Below are 21,487 nucleotides of genomic sequence, written 5' to 3'. Positions count from 1 at the left end.
TCTGTCCACGGATCGCTCGTGCCGCGTCGCCGGCGGGCGCCGGGTCGCGCAGGCTGGTGGCCATGACCGAACCGCTTCTCGAACCCGCGACGCCGCTGCGAGAGCTCGACGGCGGCGACGCGCCGTACCCGGGCACGCTGTGCGCGGGCGATCCTCCGCTGGTCTGGACGGATGCCGGGGCCGTCCCGTCCGTCGTCTGGAGCGCGGCCCCCGGCGGACACCTCCTCGTGCCGCGCGCGCTCGCGCGCAGCCGCGACGGTCATCGGGTCGCCTTCGTGCACTGCGCGGGCAGGCTCGTCGACCGCGTCGGGACGAGCGAGGGCGCGGTCGTCACGGCGGCGGTGAGCATCGTGCGAGCGGCGGACGAGGCGCTCGCCCTGGGCGTCGACGAGGGATCCTGGTGGGTCGACCACACCGGTCGCCCCGTTCTGGCCGTCGGCGGCTCCTCGCCGTGGCGCGACGCGGCGCGCGACGTGCTCGCGGCGCGGGCCGGCGTGTGCGGTCCGGCGCTGCGCGACGCCCTGCGCGTCGTCGACGCCGCGCTGGAGACGGCGACGACGCGCGGCGGCCTCGTCGCGGCGTGCGAGGAGGCGCTGTTCGCGGCGGCCGTCCCGGGACCGCTGGGAGAGGGCACGGCATCCGGTGCGGCACCCGGGTCGGCCGTCGGCACGGCGCCGCTGTTCCCCGTCGCGGCCGGACGGCCGCCGTCGGACCGCCACGCGACCGCGATCCGAGGATGGCTCGCGCGCGTCGTCGACGACGGCTTCGCCGATCGCGTGATCCGGGTGGTCGAGGGCGTGCGGCGACGCCGGCCGCCGGCCCGAGGGCGGGAGGAGCGCGCGCCGCGCGTCCCCGTCACGAGGAGCAGGCGGCCCCTGCTGCTCGGCGCCGCCGTCGCCGCGCTCGTGGTCGCCGGCGGCGTGCTCTGGCCCGGCGGCGATGCGGAGTCGAAGGCCGAGGTGCCGGCGTCGCCCGCATCCGCTCCGGAGAGCATGGGCGACGCGCTGCCCGGGAGCGTGGACGACGGGCACGGGGCGCCGGAGGACGACGGGGACGCGGATGCGGCGCTCGTACGCGCGCTCTCGCTGTGCGCCGCCGCGCAGGACTGCGGGGAGCTGCTGGAGAGCCCGGGGCAGGCGCTGCCGCCGGGGGCGGCGACGGTGCCCTCTCCGGAGCGGTCCGTCACGCTCCTCGACGACTACGGCGGCGTGCGGGCGCTGCGCGTCGACGCGCCGGGGGAGGTGTCGCAGGTCGTCGTCGTGGCCGAGACCGCGCAGAAACGGCTGGTCCGCGAGATCTATGACCTCGCGGACCAGCCGTGACTCACGCTCCGGGGATCAGATCCCCAGCTGCGCGGCGAAGTCCGCCGCCTCCAGGCGCGCCTTGACCGCGCCGAGGAAGCGGGCGGCGTCGGCGCCGTCGACGATGCGGTGGTCGTACGACAGGGCGAGGTACACGTAGGAGCGCACCGAGATCGCGTCCTTGCCGTCGACCGAGACGACGCCGGGGCGCTTGATGACGACGCCCGTGCCGAGGATCGCGGACTGCGGCAGGAACACGACCGGCGTGTCGAAGAGCGCGCCGCGCGAACCCGTGTTGGTCAGCGTGAAGGTGCCGCCGGCCAGCTCGTCGGGCTTGAGCTTGTTGTCGCGCGTGCGCGCGGCCAGGTCGGCGATCTCGCGCGCGATCTGCGCGATGTCCTTCGAGCCGGCGTCGCGCAGCACGGGCGTGAGCAGGCCGCGCTCCGTGTCGACCGCGATCGAGAGGTTCTCGGTCGCGGGGTAGACGATGTCGGTGCCGTCCACCGTCGCGTTGACGATCGGGAACGCCCGCAGCGCCTCGGCCGCCGCGGCGGCGAAGAACGGCAGGAACGAGAGCTTGTCGCCCGTCTTCTGCAGGAACTCCGCCTTCACCTGGTCGCGGAACGCGGCCAGCCTCGTGACGTCCACCTCGACGACGGTCGTGAGCTGGGCGGTCTGCTGCATCGACGCGACGGCGCGCTCCGCCAGCACCTTGCGCAGACGCGACATCGGCTGGGTCGTGCCGCGCAGCGGCGACACCTCCAGGGGAGCGGGCGCGGCGGCGGGAGCGGCCGCAGCGGGGGCGGGCGCGGCGCTCGCGGCCTCTGCCGCCTTGAGCACGTCCTCCTTGCGGATGCGACCGCCCACGCCGGTGCCGGCCACGGTGGCCAGGTCGACGCCCTGCTGCTGAGCGAGACGGCGGACGAGCGGGGTCACGTACGCGACCGCGCCGTCGTCCGCCGCGGGCGCGTCCGCCGGTGCGGCAGGAGCCGGGGCTGCCGGAGCCGGGGCTGCCGGAGCGGGAGCCGCCGGAGCCGGAGCGGGGGCTGCGGCCGGTGCTGCCGGGGCCGGAGCCGGCGCGGCGGCGGGCGCCTCGGGCGCCGGCGGAGCGGGGGCCGCGACGGGCTCGGGGGCCGGTGCCTCCGGCGCGGCGGCGGGTGCCGGGGCGGCAGCCGGGGCGCCCGAGCCGACGCGGGCGAGGGCCGAGCCGACGGCGACGGTCTCGTCCTCGGCGACGAGGATCTCGACGAGCGTTCCCGCGATCGGCGAGGGGATCTCGGTGTCGACCTTGTCGGTCGAGATCTCGAGCAGCGGCTCGTCGACCTCGACCGTGTCGCCCACCTGCTTGAGCCAGCGGGTCACGGTGCCCTCCGTCACGCTCTCGCCGAGCTCGGGGAGCACGATGTCGCGCGCGTCGGATGCCGCGGCCGGGGCCGCAGCGGCGGGAGCCGGGGCGGGTGCGGCGGCGGGCTCAGGGGCCGGGGCGGGCTCGGGAGCGGCCTCCGGGGCGGGTGCGGCCGCCGCGGGCTCGGGAGCCGCGGCCGGCGCGGCGGAGCCGTCGCCGATGTGCGCGAGCACGGCGCCGACCTCGACGGTCTCGTCCTCGTCGACCAGGATCTGCTCCAGGACGCCGCTGATCGGCGAGGGGATCTCGGTGTCGACCTTGTCGGTCGAGATCTCGAGCAGGCCCTCGTCGGCCTGGACGGTGTCACCGACCTTCTTGAGCCAGCGTGTCACCGTACCCTCGGTGACGCTCTCGCCGAGCGCGGGGAGGACCACGGGTGTGCTCATGACTGTGTCTCCATTCAGAAGTTCGATGGTCGTTCTAGCTTAGTGACGGTGGTCAAAGGGCGTGCAACGGTTTGCCCGCCAGGGCGAGGAAGGCCTCGCCGAGGGCCTCGCTCTGCGTCGGGTGCGCGTGCAGGAACGGCGCGATGTCCTCGGGGTGCGCCTCCCAGCCCACGGCGAGCTGTCCCTCGGTGATGAGCTCGCCGACCCGGTCGCCCGCCAGGTGCACGCCGACGACCGGCCCGTCGGCCAGGCGCACGACCTTCACGACGCCGCCCGTGCCGACGATCTCGCTCTTCGCGTTGCCCGCGAGGCTGTACTCGTATGCGACGACGCGATCGCCGTGCGCGTCGCGCGCCTGCTGCTCGGTGAGCCCGACCGAGGCGAGCTCGGGGCTGCAGTAGGTGACGCGGGGGATGGTGCTCTCGGGCACGGGGACGGGATCGAGGCCCGCGATCTGCTCGGCGACGAAGATGCCCTGCTGGAATCCGCGATGCGCGAGCTGGAGCCCCGGGACGATGTCGCCGACGGCCCAGACGTGCGGCACGGAGGTCTGCAGGCGCTCGTCGACCGTGACCCAGCCGCGGTCGACCGCGATGCCCGCCTCCTCGAGGCCGAGGCCGCTCGTGGCGGGGCCGCGACCGACGGCGACCAGCAGGTAGTCGGCCCGCAGCGAGGCGCCGCTGTCGAGGGTGACAGTGACGGCGTCGTCCGCGGCGTCGGCGGCCGAGAACCGGGCGCCGAGCCGGGTCGCGATGCCGCGCTTGCGGAAGGCGCGCTCGAGCGCCTTGCTGAGGGCGGGATCCTCGGCCGGCACGAGGCGGGGGGCCGCCTCGACGATCGTCACCTCGGCGCCGAGCGATCGCCACGCACTCGCGAACTCCACGCCGATGACGCCGCCGCCGAGGATCACGACCGTCGCCGGGACCTCGGAGAGGGCGAGCGCCTCCTCGCTCGTGATGATGCGGCCGCCGATCTCCAGGCCCGGCAGCGTACGGCTCACGGAGCCGGTGGCGAGCACGAGGTCGCCGCCGCGATAGACGTCGTCGCCGACCGCGACGGCGGCATCGGGCAGCACGCGGCCCGCGCCCGTGACGACCTGGATGCCGCGGGCGGCCACGAGGCCCTGCAGGCCCTTGTGCTTCTTCGCGACGATGCCGGCGCGGTACTCGAGCGCCTGCGCGGCGTCGATCGCGTCGATCGACGCCGCGACGCCCACCGACGCCGCGGTGCGCACGACCTCGGCGACCTCGGCGACGTGCAGGAGCGCCTTGGTCGGGATGCAGCCGCGGTGGAGGCAGGTGCCGCCGAGCCGGTCCTGCTCGACGATGACGACGGAGCGTCCCAGCTCGGCCGCGCGCAGGGCGGCCGCGTAGCCGCCGCTGCCGCCGCCCAGCACGACGAGGTCGGCGGTGTGAACGGTCATCGTCCACCGCCCGCGACGAACTCGATGAGCGATCTCACCGTCGCGCCGGTCGGACCGCGGTCGGTGGCGCCGTAGCCCGCGCCCTTGTTCATGCCGACGCCCGCGATGTCGAGGTGCACCCACGGGATGCGGGGGGCGTCGGCCTCGTCGCTCGTGCGGCCGACGAAGCGGCGCAGGAAGAGGCCGGCGAACAGCGATCCGCCCGCGGGGTCGCCGATCTTCGCGTTCTGCAGATCGGCGATGGGGGAGTCGAGCTCGTCCTCCATGTGGTCGGGGAGCGGCAGCGGCCAGGCGAGCTCGCCGGCGCGCCGCGCCGCCTCCAGGTAGGCGTTCACGGTCTCGCCGTCGCCCATGACGCCGACATGGCGGGTGCCGAGCGCGACCGTGATCGCGCCGGTCAGCGTCGCGACGTCGACGATCACGTCGGGCCGGGCGCGGCTCGCGGCGACGAGCCCGTCGGCGAGCACCAGGCGCCCCTCCGCGTCGGTGTTGAGCACCTCGACGGTCGTGCCGTCGAGCATGCGCAGCACGTCGCCGGGGCGCGTGGCCCGGCCGGAGGGCATGTTGTCGGCGATGCAGAGCCAGGCCGACACCCGCACGGGCAGGCCCAGGGCCGCCGCCGCGCGGGTCACCGCGAGCGCGATCGCCGCACCGGTCATGTCGTACTTCATCCCGACCATGCTCGCGGCGGGCTTCAGCGAGAGGCCGCCCGTGTCGAACGTGATGCCCTTGCCCACGAGCGCGACGTGACGGTCGGCGCCCTCGGGCGCGTAGTCGAGGCGGATGAAGCGCGGCGGCCGGTCGGATCCCTGGCCGACGCCGAGGATGCCGCCGAAGCCGCGCTCGGCCAGCTCGTGCTCGTCGAGGACCTCGGCCTCGATGGGCAGCCCGTCGATCGCCTCGACGGCGCGCTCGGCGAAGTCCTGCGGGCCGAGCCACTGCGCCGGCGTGTTCTCCAGGTCCTTGACGAGCGCGACCGTCGCGCCGATCGTGTGCGCCCGCGACAGCTCGTCGTCGGCCGGGGCGGCGCCGCTGTGCACGACGACGTGCGCGGCGCGCAGCTTGCCCGGGTCGGTCTTGTAGCCCTCGAAGCGGTAGCCCCCGAGCACGGCGCCCTCCGCGATCGCCGACCAGAGCGCGTCGCCCGCCGTCGGTGCGGCGACGGCGAGCCGCTCGAATCCCGTCGTGGTGCGCACCGCCGCGCCGACGGCGTCGCGCAGCGCGGTCGCATCGGGCTCGGTCCCCGTGCCGACGGCGATGATCGGCAGCGCCGACGACTGCGGCACGAACACGCGCATCGTCTGGTGCAGCGTTCCCGTGAAGCCGACGGCGGTGAGCGCCTCCGCGAGGCCGGGCCAGTCGTCGAGCGCCGTCTCCGCCGCGGCGAGCGGCGGAAGCGCGAGCACGATGGCGTCGGCGTCGGATTCGCGGGGCGGCGCGGTGGAACTCGACAGCTGAGGGAACGGCATGCGTCCATCCTAGGATTCGCACGACGCCGTGCGGCCGGCGTGTCGCCGCGCGACCCGGCGCGGCCGAGCGCGGCCCCGAGCGCCGGCGGGGAACGTAAAGTGGATCCATGCCCGTGTCCGGACCCTTGTACGAGCGTGTCGCGAGCGCACCCCATGTGCCCGCGGGTCTCCCGCTGGTCATCACGATGACCGGATTCACCGACGCGGGATCCGCGGTCTCGCGCATGGTGGAGTACTTCCGCGAGGAGCTCGAGCCCGCACCCGTCGTCGTCTTCTCGGCCGACATCCTCCTCGACTACCGGGCACGGCGGCCGATCATCACGTTCGACGGCGACCACCTGACCGACTTCCGCCCTCCGCGCCTGGAGCTCTCCCTCGTCCACGACTCCCTCGGGCAGCCCTTCCTGCTCCTGCACGGCTTCGAGCCCGACTTCGCGTGGGAGGCGTTCGCCGAGACGGTGGTCGGGTTCGCCGAGGGGCTGGAGGTCTCCAGCGTCACGTGGGTGCACGCGATCTCCATGCCGGTGCCGCACACGCGTCCGCTCGGCACGACGGTGAGCGGCACGCGCTCCGATCTCACGCAGGCGCACTCGGTGTGGCAGCCGCACACGCAGGTGCCCGCGACCGCGGGCCACCTGCTGGAGTACCGGTTCGCCCAGTCGGGGGCGCGGGTCGCGGGCTTCGTGCTGCTCGTGCCGCACTACCTCGGCGACACGGAGTACGCCGCGGCGGCGATCGTGGGCCTCGACAGCGTCTCGGTCGCCACCGGGCTCGTCTTCGACAGCGACGAGCTGCGCGACGAGAACCGCGAGTACCTGGAGAAGGTCGACGCGCAGGTGGCGGCGAGCCAGGAGCTGACCGCGATGCTCCGCGGCCTCGAGGAGCGCTACGACGCCTACATGGCCGGCTCCACGCTGGGCCAGCCCATCATCCACACCGGCGACCTGCCGAGCGCCGAGGAGCTGGCGGCGGAGCTGGAGCGCTTCCTCGCGACGCGCAAGCCCGGCGACGACGACCGCCCCACGCTCGGCTGAGCGCCCGCGCGCGCGGCGCCGGGCGGGAATATCCGCCGGCCTCCCGCGGTTGTCGTACACGTGAGGCGCCGCCGCCGGCCCGTGCAGGGGGCCAGGCAGGAGGCGCAGATGTTGTATGAGACAATGGACCCTCTGACCCGTTGGCTTGTCCGCCGATCCGTCGTCTCGACGTGGCGCCGGACTTGACAAGGGTCATACTCCTGTCCGAAAACCCGGGATCCACCGGTGAAAGGCGAGACGTGACGTCAGGCACGAAGACCACCCGCACCCGCGCGGCGCAGGACACCGACGAGTCGATCGTCGAGGAGCCGAGCGGCGCGAAGAAGACCGCCGCGGCCAAGAAGCCCGCGGCGGCGGGGGCGACGGCGCGCACGTCTGCGGCGAAGAAGGCCTCCTCGGGCCGTGCCGCGGGCAAGGGCTCTCGAAAGGCGTCGTCGGACGACGACGTCGACGAGAACGAGGACATCGACGCCGAGGACCTCGAGGATGTCGCGGTCGACGACGACAGCGACGGCGACGCGCCCGCGTCCGGCGGCAAGAAGGACGACGAGGACGACGACGAGGACGACGCTCCCGCCAAGCCCGCGTTCAGCGAGCCGCTGCCGACGGGCGCCATCGTCATCTCCTCCAGCGACGAGGACGACGTCCCCGTCTACTCGACGCAGATCACGGGCGCCACGGCCGACCCGGTCAAGGACTACCTGAAGCAGATCGGCAAGGTCCCGCTCCTGAACGCGGCCGAAGAGGTCGAGCTCGCTATGCGCATCGAGGCCGGGCTGTTCGCCGAGGAGAAGCTGTCGCACATGACGGCCTCCGAGAAGTCCGGCCAGCTGGGCCTCGACCTGCAGTGGGTCGCGCGCGACGGCCAGCGCGCCAAGAGCCACCTGCTCGGCGCGAACCTGCGCCTCGTCGTGTCGCTGGCCAAGCGCTACACGGGTCGCGGCATGCAGTTCCTCGACCTCATCCAGGAGGGCAACCTGGGCCTGATCCGTGCGGTCGAGAAGTTCGACTACACGAAGGGCTTCAAGTTCTCCACGTACGCGACCTGGTGGATCCGCCAGGCGATCACGCGCGCCATGGCGGACCAGGCGCGCACGATCCGCATCCCCGTGCACATGGTCGAGGTCATCAACAAGCTGGCGCGCGTCCAGCGCCAGATGCTGCAGGACCTCGGTCGCGAGCCCACGCCCGAAGAGCTGTCCCGCGAGCTGGACATGACGCCCGAGAAGGTCGTCGAGGTGCAGAAGTACGGCCGTGAGCCGATCTCGCTGCACACGCCGCTCGGCGAGGACGGCGACAGCGAGTTCGGCGACCTCATCGAGGACACCGAGGCCGTGGTCCCCGCCGACGCCGTCGGCTTCACGATGCTGCAGCGTCAGCTGGAGTCGCTGCTCGACTCGCTCAGCGAGCGCGAGGCGGGCGTCATCCGCATGCGCTTCGGCCTCGGCGACGGACAGCCCAAGACGCTCGACCAGATCGGCGACACGTTCGGCGTGACGCGCGAGCGCATCCGGCAGATCGAGTCCAAGACGATGGCCAAGCTGCGGCATCCGTCGCGCTCCCAGTCGCTGCGCGACTACCTGGAGTGATCTCCGCGCGCCCGGCGGATGCCGAGGCGGCCGAGAACTATGCTTGACACGCCGTAGGGCCCCGCATGGCGCTGAGCGGGAAATCCAGAAGAAAGGCCGAAACCGTGGATCTGTCCGTTTTCTCTGCACTGGAATCCGAGGTACGGAGCTACGTCCGCGCGTTTCCCACCGTGTTCGACTCCGCTCGCGGCTCGATCCTCACGGACGTCGACGGACGCGAGTACATCGACTTCTTCTGCGGTGCCGGCTCGCTGAACTACGGGCACAACAACCCGCTGATCAAGACGCACGTCATCGACTACCTCGCGTCGGACAAGATCCAGCAGGGCATGGACATGGCCACGAGCGCCAAGGGCCGCTTCCTCGAGCTGTTCCGCGACGTCGTCCTCGAGCCGCGCGGTCTCGACTACAAGGTGCAGTTCACGGGACCGACGGGCGCCAACGCCGTCGAGGCCGCGTTCAAGCTCGCGCGCCTCGCGACCGGACGCCGCACCGTCGTCGCCTTCACGCACGGCTATCACGGCCTCTCGCTCGGCGCGCTCGCGGCGACGGCGAACTCCTGGTTCCGCGACGCGTCGGGCGCCCCGCTCAACGACGTGGTCTTCCACCCGTTCGACGGCTACTACGGTCCCGACATCGACACGGTCGCCATGCTGCGCACGCTGATCGAGGACCCCTCGAGCGGCCTCGACCTGCCCGCGGCGGTCATCGTCGAACCCGTGCAGGGCGAGGGCGGCGTCAATGTCGCGAGCGCGCCCTGGCTGCGCGCTCTGCGAGAGCTGTGCACCGAGCACGGCATCGTGCTCATCGCCGACGAGATCCAGATCGGCGTCGGCCGCTCCGGCGACTTCTTCGGATTCGAGCAGGCGGGCATCGCCCCCGACATGGTCACGCTCTCGAAGTCGATCTCGGGCTACGGGTTCCCGATGTCGCTGCTGCTCATCCGGCCCGACCTCGACGTCTGGAAGCCCGCGATGCACACGGGGACCTTCCGCGGCAACTCGGTGGCCTTCGTCGGCGCCGCCGCCGCGCTCGAGCACTTCTGGGCCGACCCGGGCTTCGCGGCCGGCATCGCGCATCGCTCCGAGATCGTCGTGGCCCGCCTGCAACGGATCGCCGAGCGTCACCCGGGCGCCTTCTCGGTGCGCGGACGAGGCCTGCTGCAGGGTCTCGCGGGCGTCGATCGCGAGGTGGCGCGCCGCATCTCGCGCGAGTCGTTCTCGCGCGGCCTGATCGTCGAGACGGCCGGCGCCCACGACGAGGTGCTCAAGCTCATGCCCGCCCTCGTGGGCGATGACGAGACGCTGCAGCGCGGATTCGACATCATCGACGAGGCCGTCGAGGCGGCGGTCGCATCGTGACCGGCGCCGCCGAGGGTCAGCCGAACGAGGGCAAGGCGCTGACGGTCGAGGTCGACGGCCTTCGGCTGTCGCGCATCCCGCTGCGCACGCGCGTCGTCATGCCCGACGACGACATCGCGCAGATCGTGCGCGAGTACGCCGCCGAGCACGTGCGCTCGGGCGACATCCTCTTCGTCACCGAGAAGATCGTCGCGATCACCCAGGGCCGCTCCTACCCCCTCGACGCGATCCGGCCGCGCCGGCTCGCGGTCTTCCTCTCCCGGTTCGTGACCAAGACGCCGTACGGCATCGGCCTGGGCATGCCCGAGACGATGGAGATGGCGCTGCGCGAGTGCGGGACGCCGCGCATCCTGTTCGCGGCCGCCGTCTCGGCCGTGACCAAGCTCTTCGGTCGCAGCGGCGACTTCTACCGCATCGCGGGCGAGAAGGCGCGGGCGATCGACGGCCCCACCAGCGGGACGATCCCGCCCTACAACGCCTCCGTGGTGCTCGGTCCCGACCGTCCCCGCGAGGTCGCGGCAGCGCTGCAGCGGCTGCTGCCCGCGGACGTCGACGTCGCCGTCGTCGACATCAACGACATCGGCGGCAACATCCTGGGCTCGACGCTTGGCAAGGCGGGCGAGGACCGCCTCGTGCGCGTGCTGAGCGACAACCCGCTCGGCCAGGGCGTGCAGTCGACGCCGATGGGCATCGTGCGCCCCGCGGCGGAGCCCGCCCGATGAGGTGGTTCACGGCGAAGGTGCGCTACGTGCTCGAACGGGCGACGCGCATCTCGCCGACCCGCATCCTGGGCTTCGCGCGGCAGGCGCAGCGCATCACCCCGCGCACCCCGCTGCCGTTCATCATCGTCGACATGTTCTTCTGCGTCGTGCGCTACCAGACGACGTTCGAGCACTACGCCCAGTGGGACTACCGCATCCTCAAGGGCCGTGAGCGACGCACCTTCATGACCGAGCCGATCTCGGCGATGCTGTCGCGCCGGCTCAACTCGCAGGCCAAGCGGGCGATCTTCGACGACAAGATCCGGTTCGCCCAGCACTTCCCGGACGACATCGGGCGCGACTGGCTCGACGCCCGCTCGGCGAACGCCGACCAGGTCTCGGCGTTCCTCGCGCGGCACGGCCGGGTGCTCGCGAAGGACCCGGGCGGCGTGGGCGGCGACGGCATCTCGGTGTACGACGCCGAGACCTGCGCCGACCCGAAGGCGCTGCGGGCCGAGGTCATCGCCGACGGCAAGCCGCTGCTCGAGGAGTTCCTGCAGCAGCACGAGGAGATGTCCCGGCTGTACCCGGGCAGCGTCAACACGCTGCGCATCGTGACCTACCGCGACCCGAGCGACGAGGTGCACGTGCTCGCGCGCGTGCTCAAGATCGGCAACGGCGGCTTCATCGACAACTACTCCGGCGGTGGCATGTACACCATGGTCGACGAGAGCGGTCGTGCCCTGCACGCCGCCTACGACGGCGCGGGCACCGTGTTCGACCGGCATCCGTCCAGCGGGGTGCACATCGAGGGCTTCCAGGTGCCGCTGTTCGACGACGTCATCGCCTTCGCGAAGGACCTCGCCACGCGTGTGCCCGAGATGCCCTACATCGGATGGGACATCGCGATCACGCCGACGCGCCCCGTCGTGATCGAGGGCAACCACAACACCGGCGTCTTCCAGTCGCGACCGGCCGTCACGGGCACGCGCGAGGGCCTGCTGCCCGTCTACCGCGCCGCGATGGACTTCTGACGCCGCGCCGAGCACACTGACCAGCATCGATCCACCAGCCCTGGGAGTACGCACCGTGGGACAGTCCGGCATCCGCCTCGGTTATCTCGTCGAGCGCGCCGCGTCGCTGCGCGTGGGCAACCTCGTCGAGTTCGCGCGCCAGTCGCGACGCGTGACCCGCAAGCCCGTGCCGCTGCTCATCGCCGACATGCTGTGGTGCTCCACCCGATACGAGCTGGGGTTCCGCGACTACGCGATGTGGGACTTCGCGACGCTCTCCCGCGCCGAGCGCGCGACGTGGATGACGCACCCGAAGTCGCACCGGCTCAACGTCGCCGTCAACGCGCCCGAGGAGCGGGTGTGGTTCAGCGACAAGGTGCGCTTCTACGAGAGGTTCGCCGACGTGATCGGGCGCGAGTGGCTCGACCTGCGCGTCGCCGGCGACGCGGCGCTGCGCGACTTCGTCTCGCGGCACGCGCGTGCCGTCGTCAAGCCGTCCGACGGCGTCGGCGGCGGGGGCGTCGAGCTCATCGACATCCCCGCGGGCACCGACCCCGAGGCGCTGCGCCACGAGCTCGTCGAGCGCGGGCAGGTGCTCATGGATGCCGTCATCGCGCAGCACGAGACGATGTCGGCGCTCTACCCGGGCGCCGTCAACACCGTGCGCATGATCACGTTCCTGGCGCCCGACGACCGGCTGCACGTGCTCGCCGCGGTGCTGCGCATCGGCAACGGCGCGGCTGTGGACAACTTCGCGAGCGGCGGCATGTTCACACTGCTCGACGAGAACGGCGTCGCGCCACTGCCCGCCGTGGACAAGCGCGGCACGGTGTACGACCTGCACCCCGTGACCGGGACGCGCATCGCGGGCTTCGCCGTGCCGCACTTCGACCGCGTGCTCGCACTGCTCGAAGACGCCGCCCGTCGCGTGCCGGGCGTGCCGTACGTCGGCTGGGACATCGCGATCACCCCCGACGGGCCGGTGCTCATCGAGGGCAATCACAACTCCAGCGTCTTCCAGACGCCGCCGAGCGTGTCCGGCGTCAAGACCGGTCTGCTGCCGGTCTATCGCGCGGCGACCGGCGTGGACCTCTGACGGACCTCAGTCCAGCAGGCGCGCCGTCTCGTCGTGCCAGCTGGTCGCCACCGCGCGCAGCTTCTCCTCGTACTTGCGGCCGTGGTGGGCGCAGAACAGCAGCTCGCTGCCGCTCACCTCTGCGGCGATGTACGCCTGTGCGCCGCACGAGTCACAGCGATCGGTCGCGGTGAGCCGGTAGGCGAGGGGGGCGGTCTCCGTCGTCGTTGAGATGCTCATGGGGTGCCTCCTCGGGTCGGGCGGTTGCAGGACGTTCGACTAGATACAACCATGCGCGCACCGGGTGCATGCCCGGCGGAGGGCGCATTTCGCTCTGCGCGTACCGCTACGGGTGTCGAGGACCGTCTGCGCCGTCCGGCTTGCGCGCGTCGAGTGTGTCTGCCGGACCGGCGCCGCGCCCCGAGGTTACGCTTGGAGATCGTGACCGCCGAATACTCCGCCCACCACCTGCAGGTGCTCGAAGGCCTCGAGGCCGTGCGCAAGCGCCCGGGCATGTACATCGGGTCGACCGACTCCCGCGGACTCATGCACTGCGCCTGGGAGATCATCGACAACTCGGTCGACGAGGCCCTCGCGGGACACGGCGACCGCATCGACATCGTGCTGCACGCCGACGGCAGCGTCGAGGTGCGCGACCGCGCCCGCGGCATCCCCGTCGACGTCGAGCCGCGCACGGGCCTCACAGGCGTCGAGGTCGTGTTCACCAAGCTGCACGCGGGCGGCAAGTTCGGCGGCGGCTCGTACCAGGCCTCGGGCGGCCTGCACGGCGTGGGCGCCTCGGTCGTCAACGCCCTGTCCGAGCGCCTCGACGTCGAGGTCGATCGCGGCGGCAAGACCTATGCCATGTCGTTCCGGCGCGGCGAGCCCGGCATCTTCGACGGGCCCGCGCCCGACTCGCCCTTCACGCCGTTCGAGCGCGAGAGCGAGCTGCGGATCGTCGGCAAGGCGCCGCGGGGGGCGACGGGCACCCGCATCCGCTACTGGGCCGACCGGCAGATCTTCACGCGCGACGCCGCCTTTCATCTCGACGAGCTGGAGCAGCGCGCGCGGCAGACGGCGTTCCTCGTGCCCGGTCTGCAGATCGAACTGCTCGATGAGCGCGGCGAGGAGCACGTCTCCACGAGCTTCCGCTACGACGGCGGCATCTCGGAGTTCGCCGACTACCTCGCCCCCGACGGGGCGGTGACCGACACGTGGCGCCTGACCGGATCGGGCACGTTCACCGAGACCGTTCCCGTGCTGCAGCCGAGCGGTGCGATGGTGCCGACCGAGGTGTCGCGCGAGTGCGTCGTCGACATCGCTCTGCGCTGGGGCACCGGCTACGACACCGTCACGCGATCGTTCGTGAACATCATTGCCACGCCCAAGGGCGGCACGCACGTCGCGGGCTTCGAGCAGGGCGTCATGAAGGTGCTGCGCGACCAGGTGCAGCAGAAGGCCCGCTCGCTCAAGGTCGGCGCGGGGGAGAAGCTCGAGAAAGACGACATTCTCGCCGGTCTCACCACGGTGCTCACCGTGAGCCTGCCCGAGCCGCAGTTCGAGGGGCAGACGAAGGAAGTGCTCGGCACGCCCGCGGTCCGGCAGATCGTGTCGAACATCGTGACCCGCGAGCTCTCGGCGCGGTTCACGTCGACCAAGCGCGAGGACAAGGCGCAGACGGCGCTCGTGCTCGACAAGGTCGTCTCCGAGATGAAGGCGCGCATCTCGGCGCGCACGCACAAGGAGACGCAGCGCCGCAAGAACGCGCTGGAGTCGTCGTCGCTGCCCGCCAAGCTCGCCGACTGCCGCACGAACGACGTCGCCGAGTCGGAGCTGTTCATCGTCGAGGGCGACTCGGCGCTCGGCACCGCGAAGAGGGCGCGCAACAGCGACTTCCAGGCGCTGCTGCCCATCCGCGGAAAGATCCTCAACGTGCAGAAGGCGACGATCAGCGACATGCTGGGCAACGCCGAGTGCGCCGCGATCATCCAGACCATCGGCGCCGGGTCGGGCCGCTCGTTCGACCTCGACGCCGCGCGCTACGGCAAGATCATCCTGATGAGCGACGCCGACGTCGACGGCGCCCACATCCGCACGCTGCTGCTGACCCTCTTCTTCCGCTACATGCGACCCCTCATCGAGGCCGGCCGCGTCTACGCCGCGGTGCCGCCGCTGCACCGCGTCGTCGTGGTGAACCCGGGCTCGAAGCCGAACGAGACGATCTACACCTACAGCGAGCAGGAGCTGCACGCGCTGCTGGCCCGGTTGTCGAAGGGCAACAAGCGCTGGCAGGAGCCCGTGCAGCGCTACAAGGGACTGGGCGAGATGGACGCCGACCAGCTCGCCACCACGACGATGGAGCGCGCCGGCCGCACGCTGCGCCGCGTGCGCGTCGAGGACGCCGAGGCCGCGGCCACGGTGTTCGAGCTGCTCATGGGGAGCGACGTGGCCCCGCGCCGCGACTTCATCGTCGACGCCGCCGCCCGCCTGGAGCGCGAGCGCATCGACGCGTGAGGATGCCGGGGTGGGGTGTGCCGGTGGATGACGCGGGTTTCGATACGCCCGCTCCGCGGGCTACTCAACCAGCGGCCGGATGAGCCCGCGTGGGGGCTTCACTCCGCTGGGTGAGGGCTTCACTCCGCCGGGTGGGGGCGTGACTCCGCTGGTTGTGTAGCTGTCGCGGAGCGGCAGCGTATCGAAACCCGTATATCGGTCCGGTACGCCGTGCACGCGACGACGGCGCCGATGCGTGAGGATGCCGGGGTGGGGCGCACCGGTGGATGACGCGGGTTTCGATACGCCCGCTGCGCGGGCTACTCAACCAGCGGTCGGATGAGCCCGCGTGGAGGCTTCACTCCGCTGGGTGAGGGCTTCACTCCGCCGGGTGGGCTCTTCGCTCCGCTGGTTGAGTAGCTGTCGCGGAGCGGCGGCGTATCGAAACCCGTGTACCGGTCCGGTGCCCGGTTCACGCGACGACGGTGCCGACGGCCGAGACGACGGCGTCGAGGGCCGTGCCCGAGGCGTCGCGCTTCGCGCCGGCCTCCGGGAGCGCGCGCACCGCGCCGTCGGCGGCGACGGCGCGCGGCTGCGTGCCGACCCAGGCGACCGTGAGCGTGTCTTCTCCCTTGAGGAAGCGCTGGGCGCGCACGCCGCCCGTGGCGCGCCCCTTGGCGGGGAACTCAGCGAAGGCCGAGACCTTGGCCGACCCCGCGTCGGTGCCCGCGATCGCCTGCGACGAGCCGGCGACGGTCACGACGACGGTCTCGTCGGATGCCGTGAGCGCGGTGAACGCGATGGCCCGCTCTCCCGGCGTCACGCGCACGCCGGCCATGCCGCCGGCGGCGCGGCCCTGCGGGCGCACGGCCGCGGCGTCGAAGCGCAGCAGCTGTGCGTCGGAGGTCACGAAGACGAGCTCCGCGGCGTCGGGCGCGACGGCGGCGCCGACCACGCGGTCGCCGTCCTTGAGCGCGATGATCTCGACGTCGGGCTTGTTCTGCAGCTCGCTCGCCGACACGCGCTTGACGACGCCCTGCGCGGTGCCGAGCGCGATGGGGCTCTCGCCCGTGAGCGGGACGATCGCGACGACATGCTCCGCGCCCGACAGGCCGAGGTACTGGTCGGCGCCCGTGCCGGCGGCCGGCTGCACCGAGTTGCCCGGGACCGACGGCAGATCGACGGGGGAGAAGCGCACGAGACGGCCGGCGCTCGTCACGGCGCCCACGTCGCCGCGCGTGGTCGTGTCGACCGCGGCGCGGATCGCGTCGTGCTTCGAACGGCGCGCGGGCGTCACGATGCCGCCGCCGGCATCGTCGGAGAGCTCGGCCCGCACCATGCGTCCCGTCGCCGAGAGGAAGACGCGGCACGGCGCGTCGGCGATCTGCAGGTCGGCCGGCGCGGCGGCGCGCGTGCGGGCGGTCACGGGCGATCCGTTGAGCAGCAGCGTGCGTCGCGGCGTGCCGAACGTGTCGGCCGCGGCCTGCAGCTCGCGCGCGACCTGGCCGCGCAGCAGCGCGTCGCTGCCGAGCAGCTCCTCGAGCTGTGCGATCTCGGCGAGCAGGGCATCGCGCTCGGCCTCCAGCTCGATGCGCGAGAACTTGGTGAGCCGGCGCAGGCGCAGCTCGAGGATGTACTCGGCCTGCGGCTGGGAGAGGTCGAAGACCTCCATGAGGCGCGTGCGCGCCTGCTCGCCGTCGTCGGAGGTGCGGATCACCTGGATGACCTCGTCGATGTCGAGGATCGCGATGAGCAGTCCCTCGACGAGGTGCAGCCGTTCCTTGCGGCGCGCGAGGCGGAACCGGCTGCGCCGCGTCACGACCTCGATGCGGTGGTCGAGATACACCCGCAGCAGCGCGACGAGGCCGAGCGTCTGCGGCTGGCCGCCGACCAGGGCGTTGTTGTTGATGCCGAAGGAGTCCTCCATCGGCGTGAGCCGGTAGAGCTGCTCCAGCACGGCGTTCGGGTCGAAGCCCGTCTTGATGCCGATCACGAGCCGCAGGCCGTGCTTACGGTCGGTGAGATCGGTGACGTCGGAGATGCCCGCGAGCTTCTTCGCGTTCACGGCATCCTTGATCTTCTCGATCACGCGCTCGGGACCGACCATGTAGGGCAGCTCGCTGACGACGATGCCGGTGCGGCGCGGGCCGAGCGACTCGACCTGCACCTTCGCGCGGGTGCGGAACGTGCCCCGTCCCGTCGCGTAGGCGTCCTTGATGCCGTCGAGGCCGACGATGACGCCGCCGCTGGGCAGGTCGGGGCCGGGGACGAACTCCATGAGCTCGTCGAGCGTCGCGTCGGGGTGCTCGAGCAGGTGGATCGCGGCGGCGACGACCTCGATGAGGTTGTGCGGCGCCATGTTCGTCGCCATGCCCACCGCGATGCCGGTCGCCCCGTTGACGAGCAGGTTGGGGAAGGCGGCGGGCAGCACGTCGGGCTGCTGGAACTGGCCGTCGTAGTTCGGCACGAAGTCGACGACGTCCTCGTCGAGGTTCTCGGTGAGCGCGAGCGCCGCCGGAGCGAGCCGCGCCTCCGTGTAGCGCGGCGCGGCGGGGCCGTCGTCGAGGGATCCGAAGTTGCCGTGGCCGTCGACGAGCGGCACGCGCAGCGCGAAGTCCTGCGCGAGGCGCACGAGCGCGTCGTAGATCGGCGCGTCGCCGTGCGGGTGCAGCTTTCCCATCACCTCGCCGACGACGCGGGCGCTCTTGACGTGGCCGCGGTCGGGGCGCAGGCCGAGCTCGGCCATCTGGTACAGGATGCGCCGCTGCACCGGCTTCAGGCCGTCGCGCGCGTCGGGGAGGGCGCGCGAGTAGATGACCGAGTAGGCGTACTCGAGATACGACCCCTGCATCTCGGCGGCGACATCGATGTCCTCGATGCGTCCGTGGTCTGCGGGCGTGGAGTCGGAGCGCGATGCGGCCATGGATCGGTTGCTGTCCTCGGGTGCGGAACGGGATGACGAAGAGGTGCGGGTCGGGCGCGATGTGCGAGACTGACCCCGATGACCGCCAGCCTACCCGCGCCTCCCGCACCCGGCCGGAGCCTCACCGGTGTTCTGCCCGACATGCTGTCGGCACTCGGCGGGACCTCCGCCCGCCTGGCGCCCGCCCGCTCCGCGATCGCCGTGGTCGTCGACGGCCTCGGTCGCGCCAATCTCACGGCGCGCAGCGGCCATGCGCGCTTCCTCACGCAGCGCATGGGCAAGCGCGACACCGTGCGCACCGTCTTCCCGTCGACGACGGCGGCGGCCCTCACGAGCCTGCTCACGGGGGAGGAGCCCGGCGCGCACGGCCTCGTCGGGTATCGCGTGCGCGTTCCCGGCACGGATGCCACGCCCAACCTGCTGCGCGGCTGGGAGACCGACGGGCTGGACCCGCTCACCTTCCCGCGCGCCGAGCCGCTGTTCGCGCGCGAGAGCGCGCACGGCCGGCCGTGCTTCGTCGTGACCAAGAGGCTCTACGAGGGCACGGGGTTCACGGCGGCGACCCAGCGCGGCGCCGCGTTCGTCGGCGAGGACGACCTCGTCGCTCGGCTCGCCGCGGCGGCCGACGTCGCCGCGCGGCACGACGGCGCCCTGGTCTACGCCTACGTGCCCGAGCTCGATGCGATCGGCCACGCGCGCGGCTGGCAGAGCGACGAGTGGCTCGCGGCACTGGAGCTCGTGGACGACGCGGCGCGGGCGATGGACGCGGCGCTGCCGGCCGACGTGGGCGTGCTCGTCACCGCCGATCACGGCATGGTCGACGTGCCCCGGCACCGGCAGATCCTGCTGGGCGACAGCGATCCGCTGCTGGAGGGCGTGCGGCTCATCGCCGGCGAGCCGCGCATGCTGCACCTCTACGCCGATCCCGGCGCCGAGGCCGCCGTGGCGGCACGCTGGCGCGAGGCGGAGTCGTCGCGCGCGTGGGTGCTCACGCGGGCGGAGGCGATCGGCGCAGGCCTGTTCGGCGACCGGGTGGATGCCGAGGTGCTGCCGCGCATCGGCGACGTGCTCGTCGCCGCGCGCGCGGACGTCGTCTACTACGACGATCGGCTCGCCGACAAGAAGCCGCAGCGCATGATCGGCCAGCACGGCTCGCTCACCGACCAGGAGCAGATCGTTCCGCTGATCCGCCTGGGCGCGTTCGCGCGGTAGGCGGTCGCGGACCGCCGGCTCGGCGTCAGCCGCCGTTGTCCTCGCTGCGTGCGCCGAAGACGATCTCGTCCCACGAGGGCATCGACGTGCGGCCGCGCTTGCGGCTCGGCTCCGGCTGCGGCGTGTCGTCGGCGGGACGGTTGGCGTGCTCGCGCGCCGGTTTGGGGGCGACGGCCTCCTCGTCGTCGAGCGCGTCCTCGTCGAGCGTGTCGAAGAGCGCGAGGAAGGCCTCGTGCTCCTCGTCCCGACCGTCGTCGTGCTCGTCGTCGTCATGGGGCATGGGCTCGCGCTGTCCGCGCCGCCGCCGCAGCGCCTCGAGCAGGTCGGCCGTCTCGGCCGAGGTCGTGACGTCGTCGCTGGCGCGCTTGATCGCGGCCTCCTGCACGGCGGCCGAGACGGGCACGGGCGCCTCCGGGACGACGGCGTCGGCATCGGGGGCCGGCGTGCGGCGCGGCCCGAACGCGCCGCTGTCGAATCGCGAGGTGTCCTTGGCGGGCGGCGCGTCGAGGGCGCGCAGCCGCGGGATGAGGCCCTCGGGCAGCGACCCCTGGCGCGACAGCTGGATCGCGTCGTGGTTCTGCGGCGTGAGGCTCGTGTGCTTGGGGTCGAAGCCCCAGCGGGCGTCGTGGTGCACGTCGTCGGCGACGAACTCGAGCTTGATCGTCCAGCCCGACTCGTCCTTCCAGCTCGTCCAGCGCTGGTCCGACGCGCCCGCCTCGGCGAGCTTGGCCTGCACTGCGGAACCGAAGGTGGGCTGCGCGTCGGGCTCGAGGTCGGCGCCGAGCAGCACGGGGATGGAGAGCGCCTGTCCCACGATGTGCTCGCGCTCGGCGAGCACGGGGGCCTCGTAGCGGCGCACGTCGTCGATGCCGACGCCGAGCACCTCGGCGACCTCCTCCGCCGACAGGCCGGCACGGATGCGCGACTGGATGTCGCGCGGGTTGGCGCGGGCGCGGCGGGGCTCGGCGGCGCGCTGCGACGCGCGGAGATGCCGGCGGAGGGCGTCGTCGACCGCGAGCGAGAAGCGATCTCCCGACTCGTTCACGAGAACGAGCGCGCCTTCCTCGGTTCCGACGACTTTGAGCTGTTCCATGGCAAACGCCCCTCCAGATCGGCGTACGCGCCCATGCTGTCACAGCGCACCGGCAGTGCCGGGAATGCCACGGGCGTGCCGTGGGTTTACACGGGCGCATCTCGCACGCGGAGGCTTCATTTGCGAAAAGCTTGCGTGTCGTGCAAACTAACGCCGCCGCCGGGGAACGGCGCCGCAGACTCACCAGGGAAGCAGAGACCGACGACTCATGGCCACCGACTACGACGCACCGCGTAAGACCGAAGACGACAGCGAATCCATCGAGGCGCTCAAGGAGCGCGTTCCCGACAAGCTGTCCGGCTCGGTCGATGTGGAGGACGCCGACAACCCCTCGGGTTTCGAGCTTCCGGGCGCCGACCTCTCGGACCTCGAGCTCGACGTCGTCGTGCTCCCCCCGCAGGAGGACGAGTTCACGTGCATCGAGTGCTTCCTCGTGAAGCACCGCACCCAGATCGACCATGAGACGGCGAACGGCGCCATCTGCACGGAGTGCGCGGGCTGACGATCAGCCCGTTCGGCGCCCGAGGCTGATCGCCGCGACGACGCGCTCGGGCGTGCGCGACGAGAACACCCATTCGCCGACCGGGTCGCGATCGTCCTCGACCGGCACGCGCACGACGCCGTCGATGCCGCCCCGCAGCAGGTGCCAGGCGTCGCGCCGCAGTCCCGGGCCGCGCGCGGTGCGCGCCTCCTCGCCCTCGAGGGCGACGGGCGTGCCGAGCAGGTCGAGCCCGATGTGCGCGCGTCCGACGCGGAGCTCGCCGTCGGCGACGGTCACGACGGGGGAGCCGGCGACCAGCAGCACCACGACGAGCAGGGCCGCCGCGAGGCCGATGGCGACCGCCGGCAGCGTGCCGATGGGGGCGAACACGACGGCGAGCATCGGGCCCGCGAGGGCGGCGCTGACGACCATCCACAGCGACGGGCTGAGGCGCTCCCGGTACGGAGCCGCGGCTTGCCTGGGAGCGGTGCTGGCGGTGGCATCGGAGATGTGCATTAGCCTCGTGGG

Annotated in this window: 17 protein-coding genes; 10 read left to right on the top strand and 7 right to left on the bottom strand. The window is 72.4% G+C overall.

Annotated elements, in window-relative coordinates; all coding sequences use genetic code 11:
* Window positions 1-62: 62 nt before the first annotated feature.
* The gene (locus AOA12_RS11105; RefSeq protein WP_054682729.1) at window positions 63-1,322 is read left to right on the top strand and encodes a hypothetical protein; all 1,260 of its coding nucleotides are present in this window, start codon (window positions 63-65) and stop codon (window positions 1,320-1,322) included.
* A gap of 15 nt (window positions 1,323-1,337) precedes the next feature.
* On the opposite strand, the gene sucB is transcribed toward AOA12_RS11105, so the two are convergent.
* Genes sucB through AOA12_RS11090 form a run of 3 tightly spaced genes read right to left on the bottom strand, consistent with a single transcriptional unit; the run spans window position 1,338 to window position 5,984 of the window.
* Window positions 1,338-3,092: a 2-oxoglutarate dehydrogenase, E2 component, dihydrolipoamide succinyltransferase gene (gene sucB, locus AOA12_RS11100; RefSeq protein WP_054682727.1), complete on the bottom strand. Its 1,755-nt coding sequence runs from the start codon at window positions 3,090-3,092 to the stop codon at window positions 1,338-1,340.
* Window positions 3,093-3,144: 52 nt separating this feature from the next.
* The gene (gene lpdA / locus AOA12_RS11095; RefSeq protein WP_054682725.1) at window positions 3,145-4,515 is read right to left on the bottom strand and encodes a dihydrolipoyl dehydrogenase; all 1,371 of its coding nucleotides are present in this window, start codon (window positions 4,513-4,515) and stop codon (window positions 3,145-3,147) included.
* Window positions 4,512-5,984 (bottom strand): leucyl aminopeptidase, encoded by a 1,473-nt coding sequence (locus AOA12_RS11090; protein WP_054682723.1) that lies wholly within the window; start codon window positions 5,982-5,984, stop codon window positions 4,512-4,514. The genes lpdA and AOA12_RS11090 overlap by 4 nt, the downstream gene beginning before the upstream one ends.
* Before the next feature lie 107 nt (window positions 5,985-6,091).
* On the opposite strand from AOA12_RS11090, the gene AOA12_RS11085 reads away from it, so the two are divergent.
* The 6 genes from AOA12_RS11085 (at window position 6,092) to AOA12_RS11060 (ending at window position 12,778) form a co-directional block, all read left to right on the top strand.
* Window positions 6,092-7,018 carry a proteasome assembly chaperone family protein gene (locus AOA12_RS11085; RefSeq protein WP_054682722.1) on the top strand — a complete coding sequence of 309 codons (927 nt, stop codon included), beginning with the start codon at window positions 6,092-6,094 and terminating at the stop codon, window positions 7,016-7,018.
* 239 nt (window positions 7,019-7,257) lie between these two features.
* Window positions 7,258-8,607 carry an RNA polymerase sigma factor gene (locus AOA12_RS11080; protein ID WP_054682720.1) on the top strand — a complete coding sequence of 450 codons (1,350 nt, stop codon included), beginning with the start codon at window positions 7,258-7,260 and terminating at the stop codon, window positions 8,605-8,607.
* A gap of 65 nt (window positions 8,608-8,672) precedes the next feature.
* Window positions 8,673-9,968, top strand: coding sequence for a diaminobutyrate--2-oxoglutarate transaminase (ectB, locus tag AOA12_RS11075; protein ID WP_197280907.1), 1,296 nt, complete (start codon window positions 8,673-8,675; stop codon window positions 9,966-9,968).
* Window positions 9,965-10,690 carry a coenzyme F420-0:L-glutamate ligase gene (locus AOA12_RS11070; RefSeq protein WP_054682716.1) on the top strand — a complete coding sequence of 242 codons (726 nt, stop codon included), beginning with the start codon at window positions 9,965-9,967 and terminating at the stop codon, window positions 10,688-10,690. Before ectB ends, AOA12_RS11070 begins: the two co-directional genes overlap by 4 nt.
* Complete coding sequence (locus AOA12_RS11065; protein WP_054682714.1) at window positions 10,687-11,703, top strand: sugar-transfer associated ATP-grasp domain-containing protein; 1,017 nt, start codon at window positions 10,687-10,689, stop codon at window positions 11,701-11,703. Before AOA12_RS11070 ends, AOA12_RS11065 begins: the two co-directional genes overlap by 4 nt.
* A gap of 55 nt (window positions 11,704-11,758) precedes the next feature.
* On the top strand, window positions 11,759-12,778 hold the full coding sequence (locus tag AOA12_RS11060) for a sugar-transfer associated ATP-grasp domain-containing protein (RefSeq protein ID WP_054682713.1): 1,020 nt from the start codon (window positions 11,759-11,761) through the stop codon (window positions 12,776-12,778).
* Window positions 12,779-12,784: 6 nt separating this feature from the next.
* On the opposite strand, the gene AOA12_RS11055 is transcribed toward AOA12_RS11060, so the two are convergent.
* Complete coding sequence (locus AOA12_RS11055; protein ID WP_054682711.1) at window positions 12,785-12,997, bottom strand: DUF7455 domain-containing protein; 213 nt, start codon at window positions 12,995-12,997, stop codon at window positions 12,785-12,787.
* A 201-nt stretch (window positions 12,998-13,198) separates the two neighbouring features.
* Between AOA12_RS11055 and AOA12_RS11050 the strand changes: the two genes are divergently transcribed.
* On the top strand, window positions 13,199-15,271 hold the full coding sequence (locus tag AOA12_RS11050; protein ID WP_054686975.1) for a DNA gyrase/topoisomerase IV subunit B: 2,073 nt from the start codon (window positions 13,199-13,201) through the stop codon (window positions 15,269-15,271).
* Between the two features lie 451 nt (window positions 15,272-15,722).
* On the opposite strand, the gene AOA12_RS11045 is transcribed toward AOA12_RS11050, so the two are convergent.
* Entirely contained in the window at window positions 15,723-18,173 is a 2,451-nt protein-coding gene (locus tag AOA12_RS11045) for a DNA gyrase/topoisomerase IV subunit A (RefSeq protein WP_054682709.1), read from the bottom strand.
* Between the two features lie 78 nt (window positions 18,174-18,251).
* Here AOA12_RS11045 and AOA12_RS11040 point away from each other — a divergent pair, with 78 nt between their 5' ends.
* Entirely contained in the window at window positions 18,252-19,385 is a 1,134-nt protein-coding gene (locus tag AOA12_RS11040) for an alkaline phosphatase family protein (RefSeq protein ID WP_054682707.1), read from the top strand.
* A gap of 25 nt (window positions 19,386-19,410) precedes the next feature.
* Here AOA12_RS11040 and sepH read toward each other — a convergent pair whose 3' ends face one another.
* Window positions 19,411-20,478: a septation protein SepH gene (sepH, locus tag AOA12_RS11035; protein WP_054682705.1), complete on the bottom strand. Its 1,068-nt coding sequence runs from the start codon at window positions 20,476-20,478 to the stop codon at window positions 19,411-19,413.
* 208 nt (window positions 20,479-20,686) lie between these two features.
* Between sepH and AOA12_RS11030 the strand changes: the two genes are divergently transcribed.
* Window positions 20,687-20,980 carry a DUF4193 domain-containing protein gene (locus AOA12_RS11030; RefSeq protein ID WP_054682703.1) on the top strand — a complete coding sequence of 98 codons (294 nt, stop codon included), beginning with the start codon at window positions 20,687-20,689 and terminating at the stop codon, window positions 20,978-20,980.
* 3 nt (window positions 20,981-20,983) lie between these two features.
* Here AOA12_RS11030 and AOA12_RS11025 read toward each other — a convergent pair whose 3' ends face one another.
* Window positions 20,984-21,475 carry a DUF3093 domain-containing protein gene (locus AOA12_RS11025; RefSeq protein WP_054682701.1) on the bottom strand — a complete coding sequence of 164 codons (492 nt, stop codon included), beginning with the start codon at window positions 21,473-21,475 and terminating at the stop codon, window positions 20,984-20,986.
* Window positions 21,476-21,487 lie beyond the last annotated feature (12 nt).

Origin of the sequence: Microbacterium sp. No. 7, from assembly GCF_001314225.1 — a bacterium.
Classification (GTDB): Bacteria; Actinomycetota; Actinomycetes; order Actinomycetales; family Microbacteriaceae; genus Microbacterium.
The sequence above is the reverse complement of the archived record's forward strand: the minus strand, read 5'-3'. Positions and strand labels throughout refer to the sequence as shown.